Here is a 15,876-nt window from a genome sequence, read left to right as displayed (position 1 = left end):
ACTTGATCGAGAACTTCTTCGGCAAGCTCAAGGAGTTCAAGCGCATCGCCATGCGTGCCGATAAGACCGACATCAGCTTCAGCTCGGCTATCTACCTCGCCGCCGCCGTCATAAACTCTCGGTGAATCTCAACAGACCCTAGAGGACCTTGCCACCCTTGGCGGCGCAGTCCTTGGCGCTCGGCACCCTGGTCCAGCCCATGCCCTTGCAGGAGTTCTTGCCTTTGCACGAGCTGAGCGCGGTCTTGCATGAGCTCGTGCCTTTGCACGAGTTGATGCCGCTGCATTTCACCGCTTCCTCCGCGCGCGCGGTCGACACTGCACCCGCGGCGAACAAGGCGGCGGCCGAAGCGGCGAGAAGGGTGAACTTGCCCATGGCTACTCCTGTCACTCCCACGACCTCCAAAATGCCCCGTACCATCGTAAACGGAAAGTCACGGACCCCACAGTCTTCGTGATTCCCCGATCACCCCTGCGTGAAGCGGACCGGCGACAGAGCGGCCTCCGTTACGCCTAGTGCAACAATATCGTCCGGCAGACCTTTCCCGCGCGCCAGGCTGGCGGCGAGCCGGCCCGCCGCGGCGCCGGTCTGGATGCCGTATCCGCCCTGGCCGGCCAGCCAGAAGAAGCCCTCGGCCGCCGGGTCGTAACCGACCACCAGGTTCTTGTCGGCGACGAAGCTGCGCAGGCCGGCCCACTTGTTCTTGATCCGCCGGATCTGCAGCGTGGTCGCCGTCTCGATGCGCTCGACAGCCGTGGCGATGTCGATCTCCTCGGGCTGCGCGTCGCAGGGCGGCGAGGGCGTCTCGTCGGCAGGCGAGGCGAGGAACTGCCCGACCTCGGGCTTGAAGTAGAAGCTCTCGTCGAAGTCGATCGCCATCGGCAGGTGCGCGAGGTCGAGCCCGGCCGGCGAATCGAAGGTGAAGGCAGTGCGCCGCTTCGGCACGAGGCCGACCTTGCGCGCGCCGGCGAGCTCGCCCACCACGTCGGCCCAGGCACCCGATGCATTGACCAGGGTCGTCGCCGCGACCGTCTCGCCGTCGCCGAGCGCGATCAGCCAGCGGCCGTCCTTGCGCGTGAGCGACATCACCTCGGCGTTGAGCCGCAGCGCGGCGCCAGCGGCGCGGGCACCGCGCAGGAAGCCGCCGTGGATCGCGGCGACATCCATGTCGTCGGCCTCGGGCTCGAAGATCGCGCCGCCCGCGGCGGCCTCAGGCTTGAGCAGCGGCTGCAGGCGCAGCGCCTCGGCCGGATCGAGCCAGCGCACGCTCGGCACCAGGCGGGCGAAGTCGGCGGCGGCCTTCTTCATGTCGGCTTCCTGCTCGGCGCGGCCGGCGATCAGCGCGCCGCGCGGCGTCAGCAGCGGATGGTCGGCGAAGCCCGGCGGCGGCTGGCGATAGAAGCGGCCCGAGGCGACGGTGATGGCCCGGATCTCGGCGCTGCCGTAGGTCTCCGAATGCAGCGCCGCCGAGCGGCCGGTGGTGTGGTAGGCCGCGACGTGCTCGCGTTCGAGCACGACGACCCTGGCCTGCGGGGCGAGGTGGTAGGCTGCGGAAACGCCGGCAATGCCCGCGCCCACGATGGCGAAATCGAATTCCTGCATGCGTTACATTGCAAGGGCTGCGGCCCGCCTGCAATAGTTGGGCCGCATGAACATCGCCCATCTGCTGCTGGGAGCGGCCCAGGAATTCCGCGACGTGACCGCGCTCGCCCGCGGCGAGGCGGCGTATCTCAGCTACCGCGACTTCTGGCGCAAGGTCTCGGTGATGAGCACGAGCCTGCGCGCCCGCTTCGGGCTCGCCAAGGGCGACCGCGTGGCCTTCGCCATGACCAACTGCGTCGAATCGCTCGAGGTGATGTACGCGATCTGGCACGCGGGCCTCTGCGCGGTGCCGATGAACGCCAAGCTGCACGCCAAGGAGTTCGCCTTCATCCTGGAGAATTCCGGCGCGAAGCTGTGCTTCGTCACCGACGACCTGGCGACCACGATCGCCGAGGCCGCCAAGGAAGCGCCGGCCTTGAAGGAGATCATCGACGCCTCGACCAGCGCCTACCGGCGGCTGGAGATCCCCGATCCCAGCCGGATCGCCGATTGCGAGCCGACCGACCTGGCGTGGCTGTTCTACACCTCGGGCACCACGGGGCGGCCCAAGGGCGCGATGCTCAGCCATCGCAACCTGCTCGCCATGGCGCTGAACTATTACGCCGATGTCGACCGGCCGCCCAGCGGCAGCTCGATGGTGCATGCCGCGCCGATCAGCCACGGTTCGGGCCTGTGGAACTTCTCGATGGTGGCGCGCGGCGTCACCCAGGTCTTCCCCGAGAGCGGCAAGTACGAGGTGCCGGAGACCGTCGCCCTGATGAACCGCTGGCCCGACTGCAGCATCTTCCTGGCGCCGACCATGGTGAAGCGGCTGATCGAGCATCCCACCGTGCACGACCTCAGGCCCGGCGCGCTGCGGCTGATCTCCTACGGTGGCGCGCCGATGTATGTCAGCGACCTCAAGCGCGGGCTCGACACGCTGGGCAACGTGCTCTGCCAGCTCTACGGCCAGGGCGAGAGCCCGATGACCATCACCCATCTCAGCCGCGAGGTTCATGGCGACCGCCAGCATCCGCGCTGGGAGTCGCGGCTCGCCTCGGCCGGCGTCGCCGATACCTGCGTCGAGGTCCGGGTGGTCGACGAGGCGGGCCGGCCGATGCCGGTCGGAGAAGTCGGCGAGATCGTCGTCAAGGGCGACACGGTGATGGCGGGCTACTGGGACAATCCCGAGGCCACGGCGAAGTCGCTGCGTGACGGCTGGCTGTGGACCGGCGACGTCGGCGCGTTCGACGAGGACGGCTTCCTGACGCTGAAGGACCGCTCGAAGGACATGATCATCTCCGGCGGCTCCAACATCTATCCGCGCGAGATCGAGGACGTGCTGAACCTGCACCCCGCCGTCGCCGAATGCTCGGTCGTAGGCCGCCCGCACCCGGAATGGGGCGAGGAGGTCGTGGCCTTCGTCGTGCCGCGGCCCGGCAGCAGCGTGACGCCGGCCGAGCTCGACCAGCTCTGCCTCGACAACATCGCGCGCTTCAAGCGCCCGAAGGACTATCGCTTCATCGAGGCGCTGCCGAAGAACAACTACGGCAAGATCCTCAAGACCGAATTGCGAACGAAACTGTGAGAAGTCTGTCATCCTGAGCGCAGCGAAGGATCTCATTGCGCCTGCCATGAGGTCCTTCGCTGCGCTCAGGACGACAGAGAACAAGGAGGAAACGATGGGCAGCATGATCGACGTCAAGCGGCCGGACGGCGGCACCTGCAAGGGCTATCTGGCCGAAGCCGGCCCAGGAAAGCCAGGGGGCAAGCCGGGCATCGTGGTCATCCAGGAATGGTGGGGGCTCAACGACCAGATCAAGGGCGTCGCCGACCGTTTCGCCGCGGCGGGCTACAACGCGCTGGCGCCCGACCTCTACAAGGGCCGCGTCACCCAGAAGCCCGACGAGGCCAACCACATGATGAGCGGCCTCGATTTCGTCGGTGCCTCCGACCAGGACATCGCCGCCATGGTCAAGCATCTCGCCGGCACGAGCCGCAAGGTCGGCGTCATGGGCTACTGCATGGGCGGCGCGCTCACGATTGCCGCGGCGGCGCGGGGCGGCGGCATCGCCTGCGGCGTGCCGTTCTATGGCATCCCGCCGACGCAGCTCGCCGATCCGGCCAAGATCAAGATTCCGATCCAGGGCCACTTCGCCAACCAGGACGATTGGTGCACGCCGCAACTGGTCGACGACTTCGAGAAGGCGATGACCGGCGCCGGCAACAAGGCGGAGGTCTATCGCTACGACGCCGCGCACGCCTTCGCCAACGAGCGCAGCCCCGCCTACAACGCCGACTGCGCCAGGAAGGCCTGGGAACGCATGATGGCTTTCCTGGGCGCCAACCTCTGACGACGAAGCTGTCATCCCGAGGCCAGCGGCCGAGGGATCTTTGAAGCCGCAGGAAGGATCCCTCGCGGCGCTCGGGATGACATACCCTGCGCTCGGCCTTGCGATCGTCGGGCTGGGCGCGTCGCTCGCGCCGCTCGACATCGCGGTCAACGTCGCGCTGCCGGCGATCACGGCGCACTTCGGGCTGGCGCTGGGCGACGTGCAGTGGCTCGTCATCTGCTACGTGCTGGTCTACGGCTCGCTGATGCTGGTCTGCGGCAAGCTCGGCGACCTGTTCGGCCATCGCCTGATCTTCCGCTTCGGCCTGCTGCTGTCGGCGTTCGGCTGCGCCGCCTGCGCGATGGCGCCGGACTGGCCGCTCTTCCTGTGGGCCCGGTCGGGGCAGGGGATCGGCACAGCGCTGGCGCTCTCCTGCGCGCCGGCGCTGGCGACCTCGGTCTATCCGCCCGACCAGCGGCTCAGGGCACTGGCCGGCTTCTCCATGGCGATGCTGCTGTCGTCGGCCGTCGGCCCGTTGCTGGGCGGCGTGGTGGTCCAGCTCTGGGGCTGGCCCGCGGTCTACTGGATGCGCGTGCCGATCGCGCTGGTGACGCTGGCGCTCTCGGGGCTGCTGCCGTCGCCCAAGCTGCCGGCCCGCACCTTCGACGCGCCGGGTGCCGTCCTGCTGGCGAGCTGCATGAGCACGCTGCTGCTGTCGCTGGTGCTGTCGCAGCGTCCGGCCGTGCCGGGCTGGCAGGCGGCGGTCCTGCTCGTCGTCGCGCTCGTGCTGCTCGCGCTCTATGTCCGGCGGGCGGGGCAGGTGCCCGAGCCGATCATCCGGCCCGGCCTGTTCGCCGACCCGGCCTTCGCCGTGCCCAACGTGATGAACGTGCTGGCCAATCTCGCCGGCTTCTCGCTGCTGCTGCTGACGCCGTATTACCTGGTGAACGTGCTCGGCCTGTCGGCGCTCGCCAGCGGCTTCGTGCTCGCGCTGTCCTTCGCCGGTGGACTGGCCGGCGCGCCGCTGGCGGCGCGGCTGGTGCCGCGGATCGGGCGCCGGCAGACCGCCTTCGCCGGCATCGTCATGGTCGGCTTCTGGCTGCTGCCGCTCAGCCAGACCGACGGCTCGACGCCGCTCGCGATGGTGGCGCTGCTGCTGGTGGCCGAGGGTTTGGGCCAGGGCCTGCTCGCGGTGGCCTACATCGATCTCGTCACCGATACCCTGCCGGCGCGCGACCGCGGCGTCGCCGGCAGCCTGTCGCAACTCACCCGCACGCTGGGCATCGTGAGCGGCGCCACCGTGCTCACGGCGCTGCACGCCCATGGCGCGGCGGATGGCTTCCTCGCCGGCTATCGCTTTGCCTTCCTCGCCGCGGGCGGCGGGCTGCTGCTGGCGCTGGCGGCCTCCTGTGCGTGGCCGCGCGCCTGGTTCGCGCGTTAGGGCACACCGGTGATACGAGTTGAGAGAGGCACATTCCGCCCGGCTGATTCAGCCGGGCGGAATGCGTTCTATGCTGGCCGTGGCGAAGGCGTTATCCTGCCGGCTTCGGGGGGCCTTTCGCGACGATGACGATACGACTGGTCAAGATCGCCATGGTGGCGTCCTGTGCGTTGTTCGGGCTGCTCGTCGCCTTCAACAACCTGGCCGACTACGGCTCGAACGCTACGTTCGTGCGCCACACGCTCAGCATGGACACGACCTTTCCGAACAATGCGCTCAAGGGCCGGGCGATCGAGTCGCCGGCCGTGGCGACCGTCGCCTACTGGCTGATCATCGCGGGCGAGGCGCTGACCGGCCTTCTGCTGGCGCTCGGCAGCCTGCGACTCGCGCTCGCACTGCAGGCGCCGGCGCGCGACTTCAACGCCGCGAAGAGCATTGCCGTTCTCGGCCTGGGCCTGGGCTTCCTGCTGTGGTTCACCGGCTTCATGGTGGTCGGCGGCGAATGGTTCGCGATGTGGCAGTCGAAGGATTGGAACGGCGTGCCCTCGGCCTTCCGCTTCGTCGTCGTCATCCTGCTGGTCGCCCTGTTCCTCGTTCAGCGCGACGAGGAGACGGCATGATCGCCCGGCGCGCCGTCCTCGCCGGCGCCGGCGCGCTGGTTTGTGTCCCGGCCGGCCGGCGGGCGCAGGCCAAGCTGCCACCCATCGCGATGGAGCGACACGAGCGGGCGATGCGCGCGGCGATCGCGCAGGGCAAGCGCAATGCCTTCTATCCGTTTGGCGCCGTCATCGTCCGGGCCGACAGCGGCGCGGTCATGGCCGAGGGCGTCAACAACTCCAGCGCCAATCCCATCCTGCACGGCGAGATCGCCTGCATGAACGACTATGTGGCGCGCAACGGCAGCACCGGCTGGTCGGACTGCGTGCTCTACACCACCGCCGAACCCTGCCCGATGTGCATGAGCGCGCTCGCCTGGGCACGCATCGGCGGCGTCGTGTTCGGCACGTCGATCGCCTCGCTGAAGCGCTTCGGCATCGACCAGATCGACATCCCCTCGCGGGCGGTCGTCGACGCCGCGCCGTTCTTCACCGGCACGCTGCTGGGCGGCGTGCTCGAGAAAGAGACCGACCAGTTGTTCCGGGACCGCCGGAAGGGATAGCTGTTCCTCCCCATGTGAATGGGGAGGGTTTCCGAGGTTAGTTCACCTTGACGTTGCCGCGCTTGATGATGTCGGCGAAGTAGCGCGATTCGGTGTCGATCTCCGCGCGCATGGCGGCCGGGTCGAGGTAGGTCGCCTTGAGGCCGCCCTTGTCGAGCCTGTCGAGCACGTCGGGCGATTTCAGCGCCTGGTCGATCGCCTGGGTCATGCGCGTGACGATCGGGGCCGGCAGGCCCACCGGCGCCACCAGGCCGAACCAGCTGTCGCCGCCCTGCTTGCCGTAGCCGGTTTCCTTGAGCGTCGGGATCTCCGACTTATGCGGCCAGCGCGTGTCGGCCAGCATCGCCAGCCCGCGCAAGCGGCCGGCCAGGATGTGCGGCAGCACGGTCGAATCGAATTGCACCTGCACCTGTCCGCTCAGGAGATCCTGGGTCGCCTGCGCGCTGCCCTTGTAGGGCACGTGGACCATCTTGATCCCGGCCTCGAGATTGAGCATCTCGCCATAGAGCTGCGTGATGGTGCCGAGGCCCGACGAGCCCCAATTCACCTTGCCGGGATTGGCTTTCACGTAGGCGACGAACTCGGCCACGTTCTGCGCCGGCACCGAGGGATGGACGGCCATCGCGCCCCACGAGGTCGCCATGCGCGCCACCGTGAGGAAGTCCTTGTCGGGATCGAACGGGATCGGCTGCAGGTGCCGCGTGATCGCCATCATGGCGATCGTGTTGGCGAGGAAGGTGTAGCCGTCGGCCGGCTGGGTCTTGGCGTATTCCGCGCCGATCATGCCCGAGGCGCCGCCCTTGTTGTCGAACAGGATCGGTTGGCCGAGCAGACGGCCGACCTTCTCCATGACGATCCGGGTCGAGATGTCGGTCGGGCCGCCGGGCGGGTAGGGGATCACGATCTTGATCTGGCGCGACGGCCATTCGTCGGCGCGCGCCGGCAGGATGGCGGCGGACGCAACGGCAGCAGTGACGAAACGGCGTCGAAGCAAGGGGTCCTCCCGGTCGTGTCGTTGCCGCGAGCATTCCATGCGCGCCGTGCTACGGTCCAGCGATGAAACGATTCGCCCAGCCCGCCGTGGCGGCCGTGTTCGCAGCCTATCCGGCCGCGTCGCGGAAGCGCCTGCTGGCGCTGCGTGAGCTGGTGTTCGACGTCGCCGCGCGTACCGACGGTGTCGGCCCGCTGACCGAGACCCTGAAATGGGGTCAGCCGAGTTATCTCACGCTGGAGACCGGGAGCGGCACGACGGTGCGCATCGACTGCCTGAAGACCGGCGACCGCTACGCGATCTACTTCCATTGCCAGAGCGGGCTGGTCCCGACGTTCCGCGAGCTCTATCCCGACACCTTCCGCTTCGAGGGCAAGCGTGCGCTCACCTTCGAGCCGGGCGACCGCCTGCCGCTACGCGCGCTCCGCCACTGCATCGCGCTGGCGCTGACCCATCACTTGCGGAAGTAGCGGTTGCGCAACGCCTCGCATTCCGCGGCGAGGACTCCGGTGGTGATCTCGACGTCGGCGTCGACGAAGGCGACGAAGCTCTCGGCGGTGTAGCGGCCGATCACGCGACCGACCGCCTTGAGGCGGCCGCCCATCACCCAGTGCCGGATGCCGGTGTTCATCATCGCGCCGGCGCACATCGGGCAGGGTTCCATGGTGGTGTAGAGCGTGGCACCCGACAAGTCCGCGGCACCCGCGGACAAGTCCGCGGCACCCGCGGACAGGTCGGCAGTGCCGAGCGCCTTCAGCGCGTCGGCGATGGCGTCGGTCTCGGCATGGACCATCGGGTTGCGCTGGGTGTTCATGCGGTTGCGGCCGCGGCCGATCACCGTGCCGTCGCGCACGATCACGCAGCCGATGCCGAGGTCGCCCTCGCGTCCGGCGGTCTCGCCCAGCTCCATCGCCTGGCGCATGAAGGCTTCGTGGTTTGTCATGGGGTGCTAGAGTTGCCGCAAACGGAGGGAACGGCAATGGCGGGCAGGCTCGAGGACCGGGTGGCGATCGTGGTAGGGGCGGGCTCGAGCGGCCCGGGCTGGGGCAACGGCAAGTGCACGGCCGTCACCTTCGCCCGCGAAGGCGCCAGGGTGATGTGCGTCGACCTCAAGCGCGCCGCCGCCGAGGAGACGGTCGGCCTGATCCAGAAGGACGGCGGCGAGGCGATGGCCTGGGAGGCCGATTCCTCGAAGAACGCCTCGGTCAAGGCGATGGTCGATGCCTGCCTGGCCAAGTGGGGCCGCATCGACGTGCTCGACAACAATGTCGGCATCGGCTCGACCGGCGGTCCGGTCGAGCTCGGCGAGGAGGAATGGGACCGCGTGTTCGACGTCAACGTGAAGAGCTTCTTCCTGACCGCCAAGCACGTGCTGCCGGTGATGGAGAAGCAGGGCCGGGGCGCGATCGTCAACGTCAGCTCGATCGCCTCGATCCGCACGCCCAAGGGCGTGAGCTACATCGCCTACAATGCCAGCAAGGGCGCGGTGAACGCGCTCACCATGGCGATCGCCTCGCAGTACGCCGACAAGGGCATCCGCTGCAACGCCATCCTGCCCGGCCTGATGCACACGCCGATGATCGACTTCCTCGCCGAGCAGTACGCCAAGGGCGAGACCGACCACAATCAGGCCTACGACAAGATGATCGCCATCCGCCACAGGGCTTCGCCGACCGGCAAGATGGGCAGCGGCTGGGACACCGCGAATGCAGCCCTGTTCCTCGCCTCCGACGAGGCGTCCTACGTCAACGGCCACCTGCTGGTGGTCGATGGCGGCATCACCACGAGGGCGTGAGGCCTTGTGGATAAGCCCGTGCGAGCAAACCCATTATGGGCAATGGAACGCGAATCGATACTGGGATTCATTGACTAAAATTCGCTTCCAATGCCCATATTAGGAGTCTGCGCGAACTGCGGGCAGACTCGCCCGCATGGATTATCTTGCACTCCTTGCGCCGTCGCGAAGCCCGACTGGGCCGCCATTTTCGCCACCGGAAAGAAACGGTGAAAATGGTCGAAAATGGTGGGAAATGGTGCTGGCCTCAGCCCGAAGGCTCTGGCTCAGCCTTGCGCAGCCACAGGCGGAACACCAGCGGGCTGGCCAACAGGATCAGGAACAATCTGAACAGATGGTGGGTCGCCACCATCGCGATCTCGATGCCCAGCGCCAGCCCGATCAGGCTCATCTCGGCGAAGCCGCCGGGCGCGTAGGACAGCACCGTGGCGTCGAGGTTGAGGCCGGTCAGTGCGACCGAGACTTTCGCGAAGGCGACGGCGACGCCGATCATGATCACCGCCGCGCCGACCGACGCCGCCATCTCCTTGTGCAGCTTGTCGATCGCAGCGCCGACGAAGCGGCAGCCGATACCGGCGCCGACCACGACCTGGGCCGCCGCCACCAGCTCGCCGGGCGGCTTGGAGTTGGTGAGGCCACCCAGATGGACCATGGCGCTGACGATCATCGGCCCCATCATGAATGCCGCCGGCAGTCGCAGCAGACGCGCCACCGTGGCGCCGATCACGCCGCAGGCGATCAGGATGGCGTAGTCCTGCCAGTCGTTGCCGGTCGGCCCGTGCACCATGGAGAGCACGCTGGTCTGCGCGCCGTTGACCAGCCGATACCAGACCGGGATGGTCATCACGACGGTCAGGATGCGCAGTGCCTGCGCGAGGGCGATGGCGCGCTCCTCGCCACCCATCGCGCCGCCCAGGATGGTCATGTCGTTCAATCCGCCCGGCATCGCGGCGAAGTAGCAGGTCTGGCGATTCCAGTCGGTGGTGCGGCGCAGCCACAGATAGCAGAGCGTGGCGGCGGTCAGCGTCATCAGCGACACCACGCCCAGGCTCACCGCCCATTGGCCGAGCCGCTGCACGAGATCGGCCGAAAAGCCCGAGCCCAGCAGTACGCCCAGGATGATGATCATGCCCTGGCGCAGCCGCACCCGCATGCCGATGCGCAGGCCGCAGAAGGCCGCCACTGTCGTGAACAGGCAGGAGCCCAGCATCCAGGCCAGCGGCATCTTCAGCCAATTGAAGAGGAAGCCGCCGACGCCGCCGATCGCCAGCGCCAGCAGCACGGGCGCCACGCCGTCGTGCCCGATGACTTGCTTGCGCTCGGGCTTGAACGGGAACTCTTTCTTACTCAACGGACTCGTCGCCCCGAGCGTAGTCGAGGGGCCTTCGCTGCATCGGCAAGGACGATGCGACGGAGAGAAGGTCCCTCGCCTGCGCTTCGCTGCGCTCCGCCCCGGTCGGGACGACGGAGCGGCTCATGGCTCGAACTGCTCCTTGAGGATGCGCTCCTCGAGGTCGTGCTCGGGATCGAACAGCAGGGTGAGCTCGATGTCGGTCGCCTCGGTCACCACGACCTTGGAGACATTGGCGATCTCGACCGAATCGGCGGCGGCCGCCACCGGCCGCTTCTTGGCTTCGAGGATCGTGAACTCGACCTTCGAGGCGCGCGGCAGCAGGGCGCCGCGCCAGCGCCGCGGCCGGAAGGCATTGATCGGCGTCAGGGCCAGCAGGCCCGCGCCCAGCGGCAGGATCGGGCCATGGGCCGAGAGATTGTAGGCCGTCGAGCCCGCCGCCGTGGCGACCAGCGCGCCGTCGCAATAGAGGTCGGGAATGCGCATGTTGCCGTCGACCGCGACCGCGATGCGCGCGGTCTGGCGGCTCGAGCGCAGCAGCGACACCTCGTTGATGGCGATCGCCTCGTGGCGTCCGCCGCGCCCGTTGGTCGCGACCATGCGCAGAGGCGTCAGCGACACGTGCCGCGCCTGGCGGATCCGTGCCGGCAGGCCCGCCGCTCGGTACTGGTTCATCAGGAAGCCGACGGTGCCCAGATTCATGCCGAAGATCGGCGTCTGCCGGCCGAGGTTGCCGTGCAGGGTCTGCAGCATCAGGCCGTCGCCCCCCAGCGCGACGATGATCTCCGCCTCGGCAGGCGAAACCATGCCGTAGCGCTTTTCCAATTGGGCCTTGGCGGTTCGGGCGGCCCTGGTCGGGCCGGCAACGAAAGCAAGGGCGGGAACGGAGGCGGCCATCGAGAGTCTGCGCTGCTTTCGGTGCAAGAATCGTACTATAGCGACCCCCGGTTACGATGCGATAGAATCCACGGGCATAGCAGGGTCGCGAGGAGGAAGGTCATGGAGCTGGTGCCGCTGGGACCGGGATTCGGCGTCGAAGTGCGCGGGGTCGGCATCCTGGACGTCGCGAGCGACGGTGAGGCCTACAAGGCCGTGCGCGCGGCCTTCGAGGAGCACTCGCTGCTGCTGTTCCGCGACCAGCCGGTCGCCGACGACATCCAGGTCGCCTACAGCCGCGCCTTCGGGCCGCTCGAGCTCACCAAGGCGGCCTCGCTGGGAGCGGGCGGCTTCTATTCGCGGCTGACCAATATCGGCGCCCAGGGCGAGATCGTGCCGCCCGACCACCGCCAGGTGCTGGTCGCCCAGGCCAATGCGCTGTGGCACACCGATTCCTCGTTCAAGAAGACGCCGGCGCTGGCCTCGGTGCTGAGCGCGCGGGTGCTGCCGGGCGCCGACGGCGACACCGAGTTCACCTCGACCCGGCTCGCCTGGGAGCGCCTGCCGTCCGATCTCCAGGGCAAGCTCAAGGACGCCATCGCGACGCACTCCTATGCCAACAGCCGCGACCAGATCCATCCCGATCTCGCCAACGCCGAGGAGCGCAAGGTGCTGCCGCCGGTGCGCTGGCGGATGAACTGGCTCAACCCGGCGAACAACCGCCGGGCGCTCTACATCGCCAGCCACGCCTATGCGATCGACGGCATGGACGACCGCGACGCCCGCCAGCTCCTCGCCGAGCTGATGGACGAGACCACGCGGCGCGAGTTCGTCTATGTCCACAAGTGGCGGACCGGCGACGTGGTGATGTGGGACAACCGCGCCATGCTCCATCGCGGCCGGCCGTGGGACTACAGCAAGGAGCGCTCGATGGTGCGCACCACCATCTCCGCCACCGACGCCGACGGCCTCGCCACCGTCCGGCCGACCGTCCATTAACGCAGCGCGAAGACCTGCTGCGGCCGGTCGATGTCCTTGAGCCGGTGATCGCCGAGCGACTCCGAATCGCCGGCCGGCAGGAGCGCGGCGACCGCCGACGACAGCAGGACGCTGCGGTCGAGCGGGCTGCACAGCTTCTCCAGCCGCGCCGTATGGTTGACCGCCGGCCCGATCACCGTGAAGTCGAGCCGTCGGCTGGCGCCGATATTGCCGAACATCACCTCGCCGATATGCAGCGCCAGGCCAAAGCGCACAGTCGGCTCGCCCTCGGCGGAGCGGATGCGGTTCAGCACCAGCATGGCGTCGACCGCGGCCGCTGCGGCGTGGGTGGCGCGCAATGCCGTGTCGGCCCGCTCGGCCGGCGACGGCACGGGGAAGATCGCCAGCATGCCGTCGCCCATGAACTTCAGGATCTCGCCGCCGGCGTTGGTGACGATGTCGCCCATCGTGTCGAAGTAGTCGTTGAGCAGGGTGATGACCGCGTCGGCCGGCAGCATGTCGGAGACCCGTGTGAAACCGCGCAGGTCGCAATACCAGATCACCGCCTCGATGGTCTGGCCGTCGCCGCGCTTCACTTCGCCCGCCAGGATGCGCTGGCCGGCGGCGCGGCCGACATAGGCGTCGAGCAGATGAGTTGCCTTGTCGCGCAGGGAATGGATCTCGACCAGCCGCGTGAAGGCGAACTGCAGCAGGTACATGCGGTCGAGGTCGGTACTCGAGAAGCCGCCGGGCCGGTCGGAGACCACGCTCAGCCCGTCGACATGGCCGTCGGTGAAGAGCAGCGGCAGGGCGACGTAATCGGTGGCGCCCTCGTCCTTGAGCTGGCGCAGCAGCGGCGCCTGGGGCTCGACCTGGTCCAGCCGCACGCGCACCGTCTTGTGCTGCTCGAACACCGCCGGCAGGGGATTGTCGCGATAGTCGGAGTCCTGATCGTCGCCGCGCATCCGCACGCCGGTCCGCACGCCCTGGCCGCGGCGCCAGTAGTAGGCCTTGCCGACCAGCTCCGGATGCAGGGTCAGCTGGAAGTAGGCGAGGCGGTAGAGCGGGATGCCCGACAGCACGAGCTGCTCGCCGGCGGCGCCGACCAGCTCGGCGGTGTCGGTGATGCGATAGGCCTCGGTGACGAACCAGCGGGCGACCGGGTCGCTGTAGACGCGCTGGGCGATGTCGTCTTCCATCGCCGTATCATATCCCTCCCCCCATTCAGATGGGGAGGTGTCGGCGTCATACGCTGACGGAGGGGTCAGAAGCAGCAGTTTCGGTGGGGCACAATGACCCCTTCGACCGCGTAAGACGCGGCCACCGCCCCATCTGAATGGGGAGGATTACTCGGCGGCTTCCAGCCGCTGGTTGTGGGCGGCGGCGACCTTGGCGCGGGCGAGGTCCTCGTTGCGCACCTTGGCGAGCGCGGCCTCGCCGCCCGAGGTCTCGGCGAACAGCGCGAGCTTGTCATCCTCGTCGTTCACCGGCGCGAGGGCGAGGTCCATGTACTCGTGCCGCTTGGGATCGTGCCTGACCTTCTGGCCGATCCGCCAGCCCTGCCAGGCGAGCCTTGCGTAGATCCCGATCTTCTTCCAGCTCTCGACCGCGAGCTTCCAGTGGAACACGCCGATCGGCTCGATCGGCATGCCGTAGCGCCGGTCGCGGCGGTACTTCAATCGCACGATGCCGCCTTCCAGCGGATGGATGCCCTCGGCCTCGAACATGATCTTGAACATGGTCATGAACTGGGCCGGCTCGGCCGGGTTGCGGCCGGGCACCGAGCCGTGGCGGCGCGCCACCGTCTCGATGTGCTCGGGCGTGTAGTAGGTGCGCCAGGCGTCGCGGTAGGTCTGGTCGTACTCCGCGTCGCTCATCTTCGGATGGTGCACGACACGGTGGTGCAGGTCGTACTTGTTGAGGTCCGGATCCATCCATACGCCCTGCTTCCACAGCGTCTGATGGTCCTCCGAGCCCGGCAGCGGCGTCAGCATGAACAGCTCGAGGATGTCGAGCGGCAGCTCCTTCTTGATGATCTCCATGTCGCGCAGGATCGATTCGCGCGTGTCGCCGGGGAAGCCGAGGATGTAGCCCGCCCAGGTCGAGATGCCGGCCTTGTGCCAGGCCTGCAGCATCTTGCGGTATTCGGTGATCTTGTTCTGCCGCTTCTTGGCCGCCAGCAGGTTGTCGGGGTTGATGTTCTCGAGCCCGATGAACACGCGATAGACGCCGGCCCACTGGCACTTGGCGATGAAGCGCGGGATGCGATGGCACTGGGTGTCGACCTGGATCAGCAGGGAGACCTCGATGCCCTCGTTCTCCTTGAGCTCGATGATGCGGTCGAAGAAGTCTTCCCAATGCCGGTTGCGCGCCATGTTGTCGTCGGTGATGAAGAACGCCGTGATGCCCTGCTTGTAGTTCTCGCGGATGATCGCCTCGAGATCGTCGGCATTGCGGAAACGGCTCTTGCGGCCCTGCACGTTGATGATGGTGCAGAACGAGCACTGGAACGGGCAGCCGCGGCCGAGGTCGAAGCTCGACTTCTTGCCCTCGTTGCGGGCCAGCGCCGCCGCCGGCAGATGCGGCGTCGGCGCGTTCTCGATGCCCGGCAGGTCGTCCATGTAGTTGTACAGCCGCTTCAGCGTGCCGTTCCAGGCATCGCGCAGCACCTCGTCCAGCCGGCCTTCCTCGGCCTCGCCGGCGTAGATCGAGATGCCCATGTCCATCGCCGCCTGGATCTCCGGCGGTACGACCGGCAGCATCGACAGGCAGCCGGCGGCATGGAAGCCGCCCATCGCCACCGGCAGGCCGGCCGCGAGGAACTTGCGGGCGAGATCCACGGCGTGCGGGAACTGGTTCGACTGGACGCCGACCAGGCAGATCAGCCCCTTGCCACCGCCGCGCTTGAAGTCGCGGACCAGCCGGTCGACCTGCACCCGGGTGTTGGTTTCGTCGATCGGCCGCACGACGAGGTCGACGTCCGGCCCCAGCACCTCGCGGCGCCGGCAGTCCTCGCCCAGGCCATACAGCGCCGCCAGGGTGTTGGACGGAATGTGCGAACGCAGCCAGGTGATCGGATAGCCGTCGTCGTCGTAATGCGTCGGCTTGATCAGCACGAGCTGGAAAGTCTGCTTGTTTGCCCCGCCCATTGCGGATTTTTCTCCACCCAATCCGCGTGCGGCGCCTCGTTTGGCCGCGTGACGGCAATGTTTCTGCGAAGTCTCCTACCACGCGCGTGGGAAAAGAACCTGCCTTTATGGCCCCCGATGAGGCAATGAATAGTTACCCATGGGGGTTGTCAATGCGCTTTCCGCCCCCAGACCCCCGTTTGCCGCCAAGTCGCCATGAACAGGAGTCCGTTGCACCGAACC

General features: G+C 67.9%; 16 protein-coding genes and 1 pseudogene. 9 read left to right on the top strand and 8 right to left on the bottom strand.

The genetic code is table 11. The features are described from left to right. A pseudogene (locus tag J0J01_RS31395) lies at positions 1-125 on the top strand (transposase); the annotation flags it as partial. Positions 126-138: 13 nt separating this feature from the next. Here J0J01_RS31395 and J0J01_RS31390 read toward each other — a convergent pair. Then, a complete protein-coding gene (locus J0J01_RS31390; RefSeq protein ID WP_296387576.1) occupies positions 139-375 on the bottom strand; it encodes a hypothetical protein in 237 nt (78 codons plus the stop codon). A gap of 90 nt (positions 376-465) precedes the next feature. Then, positions 466-1,602, bottom strand: a complete 1,137-nt coding sequence (locus J0J01_RS31385) for an FAD-binding oxidoreductase (RefSeq protein WP_296387575.1) — start codon at positions 1,600-1,602, stop codon at positions 466-468. Positions 1,603-1,648: 46 nt separating this feature from the next. Between J0J01_RS31385 and J0J01_RS31380 the strand changes: the two genes are divergently transcribed. The 5 genes from J0J01_RS31380 (at position 1,649) to J0J01_RS31360 (ending at position 6,514) form a co-directional block, all read left to right on the top strand. Further along, positions 1,649-3,169, top strand: a complete 1,521-nt coding sequence (locus tag J0J01_RS31380; protein ID WP_296387574.1) for an AMP-binding protein — start codon at positions 1,649-1,651, stop codon at positions 3,167-3,169. Between the two features lie 94 nt (positions 3,170-3,263). Continuing rightward, positions 3,264-3,935 (top strand): dienelactone hydrolase family protein, encoded by a 672-nt coding sequence (locus tag J0J01_RS31375; protein ID WP_296387573.1) that lies wholly within the window; start codon positions 3,264-3,266, stop codon positions 3,933-3,935. A gap of 76 nt (positions 3,936-4,011) precedes the next feature. Beyond that, the gene (locus J0J01_RS31370; RefSeq protein WP_296387572.1) at positions 4,012-5,355 is read left to right on the top strand and encodes an MFS transporter; all 1,344 of its coding nucleotides are present in this window, start codon (positions 4,012-4,014) and stop codon (positions 5,353-5,355) included. 125 nt (positions 5,356-5,480) lie between these two features. After that, positions 5,481-5,975: a DUF2165 domain-containing protein gene (locus J0J01_RS31365; RefSeq protein ID WP_296387571.1), complete on the top strand. Its 495-nt coding sequence runs from the start codon at positions 5,481-5,483 to the stop codon at positions 5,973-5,975. Continuing rightward, complete coding sequence (locus J0J01_RS31360) at positions 5,972-6,514, top strand: nucleoside deaminase (RefSeq protein ID WP_296387570.1); 543 nt, start codon at positions 5,972-5,974, stop codon at positions 6,512-6,514. The genes J0J01_RS31365 and J0J01_RS31360 overlap by 4 nt, the downstream gene beginning before the upstream one ends. Positions 6,515-6,551: 37 nt before the next feature. Here the strand turns inward: J0J01_RS31360 and J0J01_RS31355 are convergent, their stop codons facing one another. Continuing rightward, complete coding sequence (locus J0J01_RS31355; protein WP_296387569.1) at positions 6,552-7,508, bottom strand: tripartite tricarboxylate transporter substrate binding protein; 957 nt, start codon at positions 7,506-7,508, stop codon at positions 6,552-6,554. 62 nt (positions 7,509-7,570) lie between these two features. Here J0J01_RS31355 and J0J01_RS31350 point away from each other — a divergent pair, with 62 nt between their 5' ends. After that, entirely contained in the window at positions 7,571-7,975 is a 405-nt protein-coding gene (locus tag J0J01_RS31350; RefSeq protein WP_296387568.1) for a DUF1801 domain-containing protein, read from the top strand. Here the strand turns inward: J0J01_RS31350 and J0J01_RS31345 are convergent. Beyond that, positions 7,960-8,448: a nucleoside deaminase gene (locus J0J01_RS31345; protein WP_296387567.1), complete on the bottom strand. Its 489-nt coding sequence runs from the start codon at positions 8,446-8,448 to the stop codon at positions 7,960-7,962. The two genes, J0J01_RS31350 and J0J01_RS31345, sit on opposite strands and share 16 nt — an antisense overlap. A gap of 36 nt (positions 8,449-8,484) precedes the next feature. Between J0J01_RS31345 and J0J01_RS31340 the strand changes: the two genes are divergently transcribed. After that, positions 8,485-9,300 carry an SDR family oxidoreductase gene (locus J0J01_RS31340; RefSeq protein WP_296387566.1) on the top strand — a complete coding sequence of 272 codons (816 nt, stop codon included), beginning with the start codon at positions 8,485-8,487 and terminating at the stop codon, positions 9,298-9,300. 247 nt (positions 9,301-9,547) lie between these two features. Here J0J01_RS31340 and J0J01_RS31335 read toward each other — a convergent pair whose 3' ends face one another. Together J0J01_RS31335 and J0J01_RS31330 are read right to left on the bottom strand one after the other, a co-directional pair. Then, a complete protein-coding gene (locus J0J01_RS31335) occupies positions 9,548-10,651 on the bottom strand; it encodes an AbrB family transcriptional regulator (protein ID WP_296387565.1) in 1,104 nt (367 codons plus the stop codon). A 123-nt stretch (positions 10,652-10,774) separates the two neighbouring features. Next, entirely contained in the window at positions 10,775-11,548 is a 774-nt protein-coding gene (locus tag J0J01_RS31330; RefSeq protein ID WP_296387564.1) for an NAD kinase, read from the bottom strand. A gap of 102 nt (positions 11,549-11,650) precedes the next feature. Here J0J01_RS31330 and J0J01_RS31325 point away from each other — a divergent pair, with 102 nt between their 5' ends. Next, positions 11,651-12,526 (top strand): TauD/TfdA family dioxygenase, encoded by an 876-nt coding sequence (locus J0J01_RS31325; RefSeq protein WP_296387563.1) that lies wholly within the window; start codon positions 11,651-11,653, stop codon positions 12,524-12,526. On the opposite strand, the gene J0J01_RS31320 is transcribed toward J0J01_RS31325, so the two are convergent. Beyond that, the gene (locus tag J0J01_RS31320; RefSeq protein WP_296387562.1) at positions 12,523-13,704 is read right to left on the bottom strand and encodes an adenylate/guanylate cyclase domain-containing protein; all 1,182 of its coding nucleotides are present in this window, start codon (positions 13,702-13,704) and stop codon (positions 12,523-12,525) included. The genes J0J01_RS31325 and J0J01_RS31320 overlap by 4 nt on opposite strands. Positions 13,705-13,851: 147 nt before the next feature. After that, positions 13,852-15,654, bottom strand: a complete 1,803-nt coding sequence (locus J0J01_RS31315) for a radical SAM protein (protein WP_296387561.1) — start codon at positions 15,652-15,654, stop codon at positions 13,852-13,854. Positions 15,655-15,876 lie beyond the last annotated feature (222 nt).

The sequence above is a fragment of the Reyranella sp. genome (assembly GCF_017305915.1).
Lineage (GTDB): Bacteria > Pseudomonadota > Alphaproteobacteria > Reyranellales > Reyranellaceae > Reyranella.
This window is presented reverse-complemented; position numbering and strand designations above follow the sequence as displayed.